Consider the following 13,434-nt stretch of genomic DNA (forward strand, 5'->3'; position numbering starts at 1 on the left):
CTCAGAACGGTGGCGGGGGCTCGTCTGGAGACTGGTCCGGGGGCCGCTGTCTGGGGCGACCGCCGGGTGTGGCCGCCGTGGCCCAAGCGTGGTGGTGAGCGTGGCTGGTGGTCTGTTCGATGGCGGGATCGGGTGGATCGGCGTCGAGAAGGTGCGCCACACGCATCGATGTGGACGTGGCAACCCGGTCGATATCGGGGTTGGCGTCGAAATAGCTGCCTGGCTGCGGTGGCGGGTGATCGGTGGTGCCATGGGCGTGGGTCCACCAGGTCTGACCAGCGGGGGTCCGCCACCGGAAGACGCCCGAGCGGACCTGATCGACCCTGTAGCCACCATGGGTGACGGCCCGGTGGGTGGTGCGTGACAACAGCCCCAGATTGTCCAGTTGCGTGGGGCCGATGGGCCAGGCCGTGGTGTGGTCGAGGTCAAGATTGTCGCTCCGCTGATGACGGCCGGTTGTGTCTTTGCAGAGTGTTGCGGCGGCCCGGCGGCTGGACCAGGGGAACACCTCCGCGCCATCGCGGAGTCGGACGGCCAGCCCGAGGCGTTCGCTGGGCCGGTAGGTGGTCACGGCGATGGGCTGATTGAGATCGATGACCGGTTGGATCCGCACCTGCGCGGTCGATTCCCGCCCCAGCAGTTCTTGCAACGCCTGGCGGGTCTGCGGCCCATGGCGTTCCCAGACACCGCCGCTGGCGTGAGGGCCGCCGGCGAAGTCGGAGGCCTTGAGATGGACGACCATCGTCACGGTCGTGGTCGGCGCGCAGATGGTGGATGGCGCAGGGTCGGCGTTGTGGGCGTTGCCCGGCGACCCGGGTGCCTTGTCACTCGACGCTGCTCCTGTCCTGCTCGACTCTGCTCCTGTGCGGACCTGACCGGTAAGGAGACGTGCTGCTGCGGCGGGGTCTGCGAGCAGGCCGAGGGCGCGGGCGCGGCGCACATCACGTGGGACATGCTCCTGGTGGGTGGCGTCGGTGGCCAGGTATTCGGCGAGCGCGTCGAGGGTCCCATCGAGCTGGATCGCATCAATGGTGTCGAGACGGGCGAAGACATCGGTGACACCGGTGGTGGTTCCCTCATTGGAGATCACGGGAGCCAGTTCGACGCGGCGTGCGGCCAGAGCCTCTTGACGCTTGCGTTCGGCGAGTTCGGCATCGGCACGGATGGTCAGGTCTTCGGCAGTGGTGATGAGTTTCCAGGCCGAAGCGCGGTGAGCGACCAGGGGAGCCAGCTGGGCGTCGAGCCAACGGCAGGGCTCGCAGTCCAGAGCGCTGGTTCTGCGAGCGATGGTGCGGGCGGTCCTGACCTCGACGCCATCGTCGAGCACGGCTGCCCACAGCAGTGGTAGACGATGGCGCAGATTCAGGACGTCACGGATCAGGGCGCGGGCGGCGTCGGGGGACATGCGTAGGGCGGGGCCGACCTCGAGACAGATGAACTCGGCCACTTCCGGAGTTCCGTCGGCTCCGAACCTGAGGAGCTGCTCGCCGTGCAGTACCGAGGGGGAACCCGGATCGGCCGCTGGATCGGTGTCGACCCACCCATAGGCATCGGCGGCGGTGGCGATGAGCGCGACCTGATCGATCTCGGCGCGACGTTGGCGCAGACGGGCCTCGGTGAGAGCGGCCATGACATCGGCCCGAGACGGCAGATCGATGACGGACATGGCGAACACCTCCTCACATGAGATGAAACCGGCGATCCAAGAGGGAGACACAGGAGACGGGCTGATGAGAGACGGGCTGAGAGATCGAGCCTGGCTGGATTCGACTCTGGCTGGATTTCGGTGGGGTGAAACCTCCCCTTCAGTATATCGAAACTTTGTTCGTATCCTCAAGGGGTGTTGGCAAGATGTTTGGCTCGCCGTCATGTGTCGTTCTGGGGCAGGGGCGGGCTCTGTCGCTCTGGCCTGGGATCGGATGGCTCACAGCCAGCTCGCCGGGTCGACCAGTTGCCCATCGACCCAGACCATGAAGTGCAGATGGCAGCCGGTGGAATAGCCGGTGGATCCGACGCGGCCGATGACCTGCCCCATGCGGACCTGGTCACCCGGGTTCACCGAGAAGTCGATCGCGTGTGTGTACCTGGTGCGGACCTTTCGGCCGTCCAGGTCATGCTCGATCGTGGCGAGATTGCCGTACCCGGCGTTGAAGTGGGTCTCGATGACCACTCCATCGGCCGACGCGCGGATGGGTGCTCCGCACGGTGCGCCGAAATCGAGGCCGTCGTGCAGCTTCCATACGTTGAGCACCGGGTGGAGCCGCATGCCGAACGGTGACGTGCGCGTCCCCGTCGATGGTGGGGCCAGCTTGCCCGGGGCCGCCGGTGGTGCGGCGCCATCCAGTTCTGGTGGGGCCTGGGCCACCCGTTCGTCCGCCCGCTCGTTCGCCACGACCATGGCGTTCTCGGGCAGCAGGCGCACCCGGGTGTTGGCGCCTTCGGTGGCGTCACCCAGCAGGCTGGTCGGGTCCAGGTAGGTGTCGCCGCGTTTGAGCCCCCAGTGCAGACAGGCTTCGGCGGGGCAGCCGGGGTGTCCTGCCTCAAGCTCTCCGATCACCTGCCCGAGCTCCACGCTTTGGCCGGCATCCACGAGTGAGCGAACCGGTTGGTAGGTGGTGCGCACATCACCGTGGTCGATGGTGACGATGGGAACCCCGTCGATCACCCCGACGAACGCGACGGTGCCAGCGGCTGCGGCCTCGATGCGTTGCCCGGGGTCGCCGGCGATGTCGATGCCTCGGTGCCCCGGTAGCCAATCCGGGTCGGGGGCGCTGAAGCCGCGCACCGGGGATCCGGGGATGGGTGCTGTGGCCGGGTTCGGCAGGGCAGGGTTCGCGCTGGCAGAAGGGGCCGGAGTGATGAGGGCGAGCAGGGTCGTGAGGATGGCGACCGCGCCGATCCGGTGCGGCCGGATGGAGGGAGCGTCGCCGGGGTGGTGGTGGCCCAGGGCCCCACGAATCATGTGGAATGTGGCCGGGCGTGAGCCGAGGAGGGCGCGCAGACAGAACGAGGTAGAGCGAGGAAGGTCCACGTCGTTCACTCTGGAAGGGGTGCGTCGAAAACGAACCGATGGATCCGGGGCCTGTGGATGGAGCTTGGTGACGCGTCGACCCTGTGGACGAAGCCGTGGGTGGATGACGCCGTGGATGGATGACGCCATGAACGGCGTCCACGGGATTCAGCGGTGAGTCGTGTCATCGGCGTGTTGGCGGCGGCGTGAGGTCCGGCATACAATGCCGTCAGCAGTTCTGGATGAACTGACTTCGCATGTGGTCGCTCCGGGGAGCCGGATGGCCGCACCGGGTCCAATGCGTTCACCACGATGTGACGCCACACCTGCGGGTGTTGGAGTTGCGGATGGGTGAGCCGATGGCGTGCGGGCATGGCCACATCAGGAGTGCTTCCCTCACCGGAGGCACATGAACCAAACGGTGCGCATCCGCGTGCCCGAACCAAGGAGGAACGGCCATGGCCGTCGTCACAGCCCGTCAGCTGCTCGAAAATGGTGTCCACTTCGGGCACCAGACGCGTCGGTGGAACCCGAAGATGAAGCGCTTCATCTTCACCGAGCGCAATGGCATCTACATCATCGACCTTCAGCAGTCGCTCCAGTACATCGACCAGGCCTACGCCTTCGTGCGTGAGACCGTCGCCGCGGGAGGGCAGGTCCTGTTCGTCGGCACCAAGAAGCAGGCTCAGGAGTCGATTGCCGAGCAGGCCACCCGCGTCGGCATGCCGTACGTGAATCACCGCTGGCTCGGTGGCATGCTCACCAACTTCCAGACCATCTCGCGACGCATCGCTCGTCTCAAGGAACTCGCGGCCACCGACTTCGACGACGTCGCCGGATCGGGGCTCACGAAGAAGGAGCTCCTCATGCTCCGCCGTGAGAAGGACAAGCTCGAGAAGGATCTCGGTGGCATCCGTGACATGCCGAAGGTCCCCCAGGCGGTGTGGGTCGTCGACACCAAGAAGGAGCATCTCGCAGTCGATGAGGCGCGCAAGCTGCGCATTCCGGTGATCGGCATCCTCGACACCAACTGCGACCCCGACGAGGTCGACTTCGCCATCCCCGGCAACGATGACGCGATTCGTTCGGTCTCGTTGCTCACCCGTGTGATCGCTGACGCCGTTGCCGACGGTCTGCTTGCCCGCTCCGGTGGTGCAGCAGGTGCCGAGGGTGCCGCTGAGGCCGAGCCGATGCCCGACTGGGAACGAGACCTGCTCGCCGGTGGTGAGAAGGCTGAGGCACCTGCAGCCGACCAGGCTGCGAAGCCGACCGAGGGCTCGGTAGAGTCCGACGCGTCCGCCAACTGAGCACGTTCACCAACCCAGAGCACCACACACAGAGAAGGACCTGAAATTCATGGCCAATTTCAAAGCTGCTGACGTCAAGAAGCTCCGAGACGCCACGGGTGCCGGCATGATGGACGCCAAGAAGGCCCTCGTGGAGGCCGATGGCGACTTCGACAAGGCCATCGAGGTGCTCCGCGTCTCGGGCCAGGCCAAAGCCGCCAAGCGTGCCGACCGTGAGGCCTCCAACGGTCTTGTCGCCACCCACGGTGGTGCCCTGATCCAGCTGGGCGCCGAAACCGACTTCGTCGCCAAGAACGCCGAGTTCATGGAGCTCGCCGATGAGGTGGCCAAGGCTGTCGACGCGGCCCGGGCCAACGATCTCGAGTCCGCCAAGGCTGCCCCGCTGGGCGACAGCACCGTTGGCGAGAAGGTCGCCGATCTCGCTGTGAAGATCGGCGAGAAGCTCGAGCTCAAGGAGGCTGCCTGGGTCTCCGGTGAGCCGACTGTCTACCTGCACCGTCGCGCAGCTGACCTGCCCCCGCAGGTCGGCGTCCTCATCGACGCCGAGGGTGACGAGGCTGTGTTGAAGAGCACGGCGATGCACATCGCGGCCATGAGCCCGCAGTACCTCACGCGCGATGATGTTCCGGCCGAGGTCATCGAGCAGGAGCGTCACGTCGCCGAGGAGAAGGCCAAGGAGGAGGGCAAGCCCGAGCAGGCGCTGCCCAAGATCGTGGAGGGGCGCGTCAATGCCTTCTTCAAGGATGTCTGCCTCCTTGACCAGATGTCGGTGTCGGAGGACAAGAAGACCGTCGGTCAGGTGCTCAAGGATGCTGGAGTCGAGATCAAGGGCTTCAAGCGCTTCGAGGCCGGCGAGGCCTGATCCACTCATTGAAGCAAGTGTCCGGCTGACCTGACGTCGAGCGAGACACGAAAAGCCGGGGCGGTGTGAACCGCCCCGGCTTTTTCATGTCCGGATCTGCTTTCTTACCCGGATCTGCTGGGTGACGACGCCTTCGGTGACGCCGTGGGTCAGCGGGTCATCCGTGGGCCGGTTCCGGTTCGACGCGTGCTGGTTCGGCGCCCGGTCGGTCGTCATCGAGGTAGTTGCTCCGGGGCGCGTCGTAGGCTTCCTGGTCGAGGATCCCGTGGCGCTTGGCGACGATGGCGGGGACCAGTGCTTGGCCGGCCACGTTCACGGCGGTGCGCCCCATGTCGACGATCGGCTCGATCGCCAGGAGCAGCCCGACGCCTTCCAGGGGCAGGCCGAGCGTCGAGAGAGTCAGCGTCAACATGACCGTGGCGCCTGTGGTTCCAGCGGTCGCTGCCGAGCCGATCACGGCCACGAAGACGATGAGCACGTAGTGCAGGAGGTTGAGTTCGACGCCGAAGAACTGTGCGACGAATATCGCGGCGATCGACGGGTAGATGGCCGCGCACCCGTCCATCTTCGACGTGGCGCCGAAGGGAACTGCGAAGGACGCGTAACTACGCGGTACGCCGAAATTCCGTTCGGCCACGCGCTGCGTGACCGGCATGGTGCCCATCGACGAGCGGGAGACGAACCCGAGCTGGAAGGCCGGCCACACGCCGTTGAAGTACTGCTTCACCGAGAGTCCATTGAGGCGCGCGAGCACCGGGTACTCGACGGCGAACACCAGAGCAAGACCCACGTAGACTGCAGCCACGAACCAGGCGAGGGACCCCATGGTCGACCACCCGTAGGAGTAGACGGCATTGCCGATGAGTCCCAGGGTGCCGATGGGGGCGATGCGGACGATCCACCACACGAGCTTCTGCACCACGGCGAGGGCAGAATCGACGAAGGCGAGGAACGGTTCGGCCGGCTTCCCGACCTTCACCGCGGCGATGCCCACGGCGCCGGAGGCGACGATCAACTGCAGGATGTTGAACCCGACCTCCGACTCGGCCTGGCCGCTGTCGATCTCGGTGGACACCTCGAGTCCGAGGATGTTCTCCGGCACCAAGCCGGTGAGGAAGGCCAGCCAGCTGCCTTGGCTCGCAGGAGCGGCGGCCTCCACGGCGTTGGCGTCCACGTGGTTACCCGGCTGGACGATCAGCCCCAGAACGATGCCGATCAGGACGGCGATCAGTGCGGTGAACGCGAACCACAGCAGCGTCGACACCGCGAGGCGTGCGGCATTGGTGACCTTCCGAAGATTCCCGACGCTGGCGATGATCGCGGTGATGACCAGGGGGACGACGGCGGTCTTCAGCAGCGTCACATAGGACGAGCCGATCGTGGACAGGGTGGTTCCGAGCCAGTTGTCGGCTCCCTCGTCGCCGGAGTTCATGGCACGCGCGATCAGGCCCAATGCGAGGCCCAGGATCAGCGCGGCGCTCACCTGGACGCCGAAAGAGGATGCCCAGCGGCGCAGCGGTGAGCTGTCCGTGGTGTCGGTGGTGTGTGGGGTGGTCATGGTTTCCTTTCCGGCCACAGCGGCTGGTCGAATCGATCTGACGCTGAGAACAACAAGGCTTATGGTGCCATAATTCCCGCCTATGGGTCGCGTTTGTTGTGACGGTGGCCGGAGTCCATGCGCCGCCGATGCCGAATTGTGCCCACGAAGGTGCTGCGGGATGATGTGTGTCGGTGCCCTGTCCACATCCTGATGAGGAGATCCATGCCTGCATACAAGCGCGTCCTGTTGAAGCTTTCGGGGGAGGCCTTCGGAGGTGGCCAGGTGGGTGTCGATCCCGATGTCGTCATCCAGGTCGCGCAGCAGATCGCGGAGGTGGTCTCGCGAGGCGTTCAGGTGGCGATCGTCGTGGGCGGTGGCAACTTTTTCCGCGGTGCCGAGCTGCAGCAGCGTGGAATGGATCGTGACCGGGCCGATTACATGGGCATGCTCGGAACGGTCATGAACTGTCTGGCCCTGCAGGATTTCTGCGAGAAGGCCGGGCTGGAGACGCGTGTGCAGACCGCGATCTCCATGCAGCAGGTGGCTGAACCATATATTCCGCGCAAGGCCGAGCGTCATCTGGAGAAGGGGCGTGTGGTCATCTTCGGTGCCGGCTCGGGTATGCCGTACTTCTCGACCGACACCGTTGCGGCGCAGCGTGCGTTGGAGATCGGTGCCGAGGTCCTGCTCATGGCCAAGCAGGGTGTGGATGGTGTCTATGATTCCGACCCGCGGATCAATCCGGACGCCAAACTGTTCGATGAACTCAGCTACAACGAATTCCTGGCACGTGGGCTCAAGGTTGCCGACGCGACGGCAATCTCGATGGCCCGGGACTATGATCTGCCCATGATTTTCTTCAAGCTCGACAGTGAGGGCAGCATCGCCCGCGCGGTTTCGGGTGAGAAGATGGGCACGACCGTGCACCGGTGAATCCGGAGCGACCAGACGCCGGCGGAACCAGTCGATGGGCCGAGAAACGGCCACGCAGTGGGCTTCATCAGCCCAGGGAAAGGGACGAAACGTGATTGACGAGATCCTCGCTGAGGGCGAGCTGAAGATGGATGCCGCGGTGGAGCACGTCAAGGAGGAGTTCGCCGCCATCCGTACCGGACGCGCACACCCCGGGATGTTCAACAGCATCATGGCCGAGGTCTACGGGCAGTCGATGCCGATCCAGCAGATTGCGACGGTGCAGATCGTCGATGCGCGGATGGTGACGGTCCAGCCCTATGACGTGTCGACGATGGCTGCCATCGAGAAGGCCATCCGTGATTCCGAGCTGGGCAATCCTGCCTCGGACGGTCATCAGATTCGTGTGGGGCTGCCGCAGCTCACCGAGCAGCGCCGCAAGGACTACATCAAGGTCGCCAAGACCAAGGCCGAGGAAGCGCACATCTCGGTGCGCAATGCCCGACGCGTCACCCGTGATGCGCTCGACAAGCTCGTCAAGGACAAGCAGACCGGCGAGGACGAGGTCCATCACGCCGAGAAGGTTCTCGACGCCGAGACCAAGAAGCGGACTGATGCCATCGACGAACTCCTGAAGAACAAGGAAGCCGAGCTCCTCGAGGTCTGATGACCGAAGGTGGTGAGACCGGAATCGGTCCCAAGGGCTCCACACCCCCCGACTACGGACGCGCTGGACGCAATCTTCCGGTGGCGATCGGAGTCGGGGTGGTTCTTGGTGGCACTTTCTTGGTCACCCTGTTCTGGCTCCAGTGGGCTTTTGCGTTGATGGTGGGTGCCGCTCTTGCGGTGGGGGCGGTCGAAGTCAGCCACGCGCTGCGCCGCGTCGGTATGAACGCGGCCACCGTTCCCATCGTCATCGGGACCGTTGCGATCGTGACGGGGTCGTATTTCGCGGGTCTGCGAGACGTCACGGCGTCGATCCCGTCGAACACACTCATGCTCGCGACGCTGGGTGCCACGGTTCTTGCGGCATTGGTGTGGCGTATGCGCGGTGGCGCCGAAGGGTATGTGAAGGACGCTGCTGCCAGTCTTTTCATCATCGGCTACCTACCCCTGCTGGGAGCATTCGCCGGCCTGATGCTCGCGGGGGAGTCCGGTGGGCAGCGCGTGTTGGCGTTCGTCGCGGTCGTCGCCGCCAGCGACACCGGTGGATATGCCGCCGGCATCCTGTTCGGCACACATCAGATGGCGCCTCGGATCAGCCCCAAGAAGACGTGGGAAGGCTTTGCCGGCTCGTTGTTGAGCGGAGTCGTGGTGGCGACGGCCCTGAGCGTCTTCCTGCTGGATGTGTCGTTCTGGGTCGGTCTCATACTGGGGCCGGCGCTGGTCATCACCGGTGCCTGCGGAGACCTGATCGAATCGCTCATCAAACGTGATGTGGGGATCAAGGACATGTCGTCGGTGCTCCCCGGGCACGGTGGTGTCATGGATCGGCTCGATTCGCTTCTCGTGGCCGCTCCGATCGCGTGGATGGTGATGTATCTGTTCGTGCCGGGAGGTTGATATGTCTGGTGACCGTTCCGATGACATCCGAGTCATCCGTCGTGGGGCCGGGGCGCTGCCGGTGCCAGATGTTTCTCCCGAGGATGGGCGCGGCAAACTGCCGTTGGTGTTCGAAGCGCCTCGTCGGGGCAAGCCTCCGCGGCACTGGTCGGACCTCGATCCCGATGGCCGCGTGGAGGCGATGAAAGAGAACGGTCTTCCGTCGTTCCGCGCCAAACAGATCTCCACCCACTGGTACGAGCATCTTTCCGAGGACCCCGCAGCTTGGACAGATCTGCCCACGAACCTGCGGAACCGCGTTGCGGAAACCTTCTTCCCACAGCTCCTCGAGCCGGTCCGCGCGCTGACCTGTGACGGGGACGCCACCATCAAGGACCTGTGGCGGTTGCACGACGGCACGCTGGTGGAGTCGGTGCTGATGCGTTACGGGCACCACAACCGGGAAGCCCGCACCCGAACGACGATCTGCATCAGCTCCCAGGCCGGTTGCGGTATGGCATGCCCGTTCTGCGCCACTGGGCAAGGAGGGCTGAACCGCAATCTTTCACAGGCGGAGATCGTGGAGCAGGTGCTCGCCGGTGCTCGCCGGACCGCACGTGGTGACCTTCCCGGCGGGCCCGGGCGCATCTCCAATGTGGTTTTCATGGGGATGGGCGAGCCGATGGCGAACTACAAGGCGGTGCTCGGCGCGGTGCGGACGCTTCTGGCCGAGACCCCGAACGGGTACGGCATGTCTGCCCGTGGCATCACCATCTCGACCGTGGGGCTCGTGCCGCAGATCCTCCGGCTCACCGAGGAAGAGCTACCGGTCACACTCGCGGTGAGCCTGCACGCCCCAGATGACGAGCTCCGAGACAACCTCGTGCCGATCAACCAGCGGTACAAGGTTGGAGAACTGCTGGACGCGGCGTGGGGCTATGCCCAGCGGACGAAGCGGCGTGTCTCCATCGAATACGCCCTCATCAAGGACATCAACGATCAGGCACACCGCGCCGACCTCCTCGCCGATGTGTTGACCGCACGTGGCGACTGGGGTTGGGTCCACGTGAACCTCATCCCGCTCAATCCGACCCCCGGTTCCAAATGGACCGCCTCACGGCCCGAGGACGAACGCGAATTCGTGCGGCGTCTCGAAGCCAGAGGCGTGCCGGTGACCGTCCGTGACACCCGTGGCCAGGAGATCGATGGTGCATGCGGTCAGCTGGCCGCTTCGGAGAGCTGACTCGACACCGCAAGCACAAGAGGTGAAGACGCCAGGAAGGCCGCCTCGGGGATCTGCTCCCCGAGGCGGCCTTCTTCATGCGTGAACATGCACGTCAGTCACGGCGACGCAGCAACATCGTTCCTGCTGCCAGGGCCGTGATGCTGAGCACAGCCAGACCCATCACGTCGGCTGCACCGGTGCTCGGCAGCTTGCCGCCGGAAGGCGGATCGGCCTGCACCGGCCCAGTCGATGGGGTGGGGTCCTGCGCCGGAGCACTGGGGTCCTCCGGTGCCGGGTCGCTGGGGTCCTGCGCTGGAGCGCTGGGATCTTCCGGTGCCGGGTCGCTGGGCTTCACCGTCGGGTCAGCACTTGGCGTGGGTTCCGGTGTCGGTTCCGGGGTGGGCTCGGGCGTCGGTTCCGGGGTTGGCTCGGGCGTGGGTTCCGGGGTTGGCTCCGGGGTGGGCTCGGGCGTGGGCTCCGGGGTCGGAGTTGGCGTCGGCTTGGGGAACGTCAGACCCACGACGACGGGGTCGTGGTCCGAGGAGGCGAAGGCGTTGTCCTCGTGGAAGTCGGTGACGTTGTAGTTGCGACGCGAGTACTGGTGGGCGATCGACTCGTCACCGTTGATGTTCCAGACGGCGGCCTGCGTGCCCTCGGTGGCGTTGATCAGATCCATCGCGCTGCCATTGCCGAAGATGTGGTCCAGCGAGCCGAGGCGGCCGCTGAACTGGTACGACGCGTCGTCGGCACCGACGGACTTGGGCGCGTTGACCCAACCGGCGTCCTCCAGCGTCTTCAGCGGGTCCTCCATGGTGTAGGCGTTGAAGTCACCGAGAAGCAGCTGCGGCTTGTCGGTGAACTCATCCATTTCATCCATCCAGGCGGCGAGCGCCTCGGCCTGCGCGATGCGATCGGGGTTCGCATTGCCCTGCCCCGTTCCATCGTCCTCACCGGAACCCTTCGACTTGAAGTGATTCACCACGGCGACGAATTCGTGTTCGGGATCGTCCACGCGTGCGAAGGTCTGAGCCAGCGGATGACGAGCGTTCGAGAACGCGGGGTCCGCGAGCATCAGGGCAGGACCGGTCGGCTCGACGACGTCCTTTTTGTAGATGAAGGCCGTGCGGATCACATCGGTATTGGTCCAGACATCGGGTGAGGGCGAATACGCCCACACCTCGGAACCGGCAGCGGCGTTGAGGGCGTCGACCAGTGCGGCCAACGCCAGATCGGGATTCTTCTTGTGCCCCTGCGACTGCGGCACGTTGAAGGTGTCCTCGATCTCCATCAGACCGACGACGTCGGCGTCGAGCTCGTTGATCGCCTTGACGATCTTGGACTCCTGATCGGCGAAGGCCTCCGGCGTGTACGCGCCGCGCACGGCGCAGTAGTCCGACGCCACCGGAGTGCCATTGCGGTCGGTGTACGCCTCACACCCCTCCTCGTCCTGGCCGAGGTCGGTGAAGTAGTTGAGTACGTTGAACGACGCGACCTTCACGTCGCCGCCCACTTCAGGGGCGGGCACACGGGTGTCCTCGATGTCCACGAAGGTGGGCTCGTCACCGCCCAGGGGCGTGGTCGGCTGGAAATTCCACGAGTCGTAGCGGTAGTCCAGGATCACCGGCTCGGTGAAGGTCGCGTGAGCACCGGTGCGCATCGTGGAGTGAGCCAGATACGGGAGCGGCTCGTCCATGCCGGCGTCACGCATGTAGTTGATGCTGGCACCGTCGTCGAGCGTCACGGCCTTCTTCTGGTTCTCGGCCTCATAGGCCTCGGCCTCGGTGCCCGGGCGCACCTTGTCGGTGGCTTGGTACAGCGGCTCGTCCCCGAAAGCGAGACCCACCGAACCGTACTGGTTGAGCGTGTAATTGTTGGTGATGGTGTACGTGCCCGTCGGCTGGACGGACATGCCCTCGTAACGCTCACGCTCGGCGTCGGTGGTGGGCCACTCGGCGAGTTCGGTCGGGGCGACCGGGTCGCAGCCCTCCACGGTCTCGGCGGAGGTGACGTTGCTGATCTGGGTCATCGAGTAATGCTCACCAGCGGTTCCGGTGATCTCCAGGCACTGACCGATCTCAAGGGTGTCCAGCCCGGTGGGTTGATACACGAAGATGCCATCGGACGCGGCCTGGTCATCCTTGGCGGTGCCGCCGGTGCCAGGCGTCTGGATGTAGATGCCATCGAAACCACCGGCGGAGTACACCGCGGTGATCACGCCGCGTGTGGTCACCGTCTGGCCGTCCAGCAAGGTGACGTCTCCGGGGCCCTGGATCTCTGAGATGGGAGTCAGCTCCGGTTCTGGTTCCACGGTGGGCTCAGGAGCCGGTGTGGTGTTTGCGCCCGGGTTGGCGGCACCGGGGGACACCTCATCGAAGAAGGTGAAGTCGGTGGTGTTGTCATCGCTGTCAGCGCCGTCGGTGCGGCCGATCGAGCCCGGGGTCTGGTTGGTCCCGTCGTAGGTGGCGGCGTTTCCCTCGGCGACCTGAGCGGTTCCGTAGCCGACGATGTCGAGGGCGGTGCCGGCTTCGAGCAGCCCCAGCGATCCATTGGTGCCGGAGGGAGAGAGATTGCTGCACTCCTGATTCGATGTGACGGCTTCACCGACCTCGCCGTTGCCGGGCATCGTGACGACGAAGTAGCCGCCGGGAGCAACCTCTCCGGTCAGGGCACAGGTGCCGACCGGGTCGTCCTGCGTGCGACTGCTCGACCAGTACGCAGCTTCGACGCCGTCGAGGCTGAGCGCAGTGTCAGTCGGGTTGTGGATTTCGATGAATTTGTCGGTGTAGGGCTGATTCGCCGAGCCTCCTCGGGCGTACACCTCATTTATCACAAGATCGGCGGTGGCGGCATCGGCTGGAACAGCTGGGAGCAGGGTGCCCGCCAGTGCCAGCGTGCCCATCGCGGCCAGTACACGTGCGGGCCGGCGCGTGAACGGAGACGACATGACAATCCTTGTTTTGGGGATAGGACGCCAAGCAACCTAGGAAACAAGAAGGTGGGAAGTCATCCCGATTCCAGCCTTGATGCAATGCCCTG

The 13,434-nt window shown here is 65.2% G+C and carries 10 protein-coding genes; 6 read left to right on the forward strand and 4 right to left on the reverse strand.

Going from position 1 to position 13,434, the window contains the following annotated elements; all coding sequences use genetic code 11:
- Position 1: 1 nt before the first annotated feature.
- A complete protein-coding gene (locus FB460_RS11705) occupies positions 2–1,666 on the reverse strand; it encodes a DUF222 domain-containing protein (RefSeq protein WP_170210078.1) in 1,665 nt (554 codons plus the stop codon).
- A gap of 258 nt (positions 1,667–1,924) precedes the next feature.
- Positions 1,925–3,031 (reverse strand): peptidoglycan DD-metalloendopeptidase family protein, encoded by a 1,107-nt coding sequence (locus FB460_RS11710; protein ID WP_142094384.1) that lies wholly within the window; start codon positions 3,029–3,031, stop codon positions 1,925–1,927.
- Positions 3,032–3,468: 437 nt separating this feature from the next.
- Between FB460_RS11710 and rpsB the strand changes: the two genes are divergently transcribed.
- Together rpsB and tsf are read left to right on the forward strand one after the other, a co-directional pair.
- Positions 3,469–4,317: a 30S ribosomal protein S2 gene (gene rpsB, locus FB460_RS11715; RefSeq protein WP_142094385.1), complete on the forward strand. Its 849-nt coding sequence runs from the start codon at positions 3,469–3,471 to the stop codon at positions 4,315–4,317.
- Positions 4,318–4,366: 49 nt separating this feature from the next.
- On the forward strand, positions 4,367–5,179 hold the full coding sequence (tsf, locus tag FB460_RS11720; protein ID WP_142094386.1) for a translation elongation factor Ts: 813 nt from the start codon (positions 4,367–4,369) through the stop codon (positions 5,177–5,179).
- Between the two features lie 157 nt (positions 5,180–5,336).
- Here the strand turns inward: tsf and FB460_RS11725 are convergent, their stop codons facing one another.
- Complete coding sequence (locus FB460_RS11725; protein WP_142094387.1) at positions 5,337–6,737, reverse strand: dicarboxylate/amino acid:cation symporter; 1,401 nt, start codon at positions 6,735–6,737, stop codon at positions 5,337–5,339.
- Positions 6,738–6,941: 204 nt separating this feature from the next.
- Between FB460_RS11725 and pyrH the strand changes: the two genes are divergently transcribed.
- The 4 genes from pyrH (at position 6,942) to rlmN (ending at position 10,416) form a co-directional block, all read left to right on the forward strand.
- Entirely contained in the window at positions 6,942–7,652 is a 711-nt protein-coding gene (gene pyrH / locus FB460_RS11730; RefSeq protein ID WP_142094388.1) for a UMP kinase, read from the forward strand.
- Positions 7,653–7,746: 94 nt separating this feature from the next.
- Positions 7,747–8,298 carry a ribosome recycling factor gene (frr, locus tag FB460_RS11735; protein ID WP_211345989.1) on the forward strand — a complete coding sequence of 184 codons (552 nt, stop codon included), beginning with the start codon at positions 7,747–7,749 and terminating at the stop codon, positions 8,296–8,298.
- Positions 8,298–9,194, forward strand: a complete 897-nt coding sequence (locus FB460_RS11740) for a phosphatidate cytidylyltransferase (protein WP_142094390.1) — start codon at positions 8,298–8,300, stop codon at positions 9,192–9,194. Before frr ends, FB460_RS11740 begins: the two co-directional genes overlap by 1 nt.
- A gap of 1 nt (position 9,195) precedes the next feature.
- A complete protein-coding gene (gene rlmN / locus FB460_RS11745; protein WP_142094391.1) occupies positions 9,196–10,416 on the forward strand; it encodes a dual-specificity RNA methyltransferase RlmN in 1,221 nt (406 codons plus the stop codon).
- Positions 10,417–10,510: 94 nt separating this feature from the next.
- Here rlmN and FB460_RS11750 read toward each other — a convergent pair whose 3' ends face one another.
- Positions 10,511–13,342, reverse strand: a complete 2,832-nt coding sequence (locus FB460_RS11750; protein ID WP_142094392.1) for an ExeM/NucH family extracellular endonuclease — start codon at positions 13,340–13,342, stop codon at positions 10,511–10,513.
- Between the last annotated feature and the right edge of the window lie 92 nt (positions 13,343–13,434).

Origin of the sequence: Propioniferax innocua, from assembly GCF_006716235.1 — a bacterium.
Taxonomy (GTDB): domain Bacteria; phylum Actinomycetota; class Actinomycetes; order Propionibacteriales; family Propionibacteriaceae; genus Propioniferax; species Propioniferax innocua.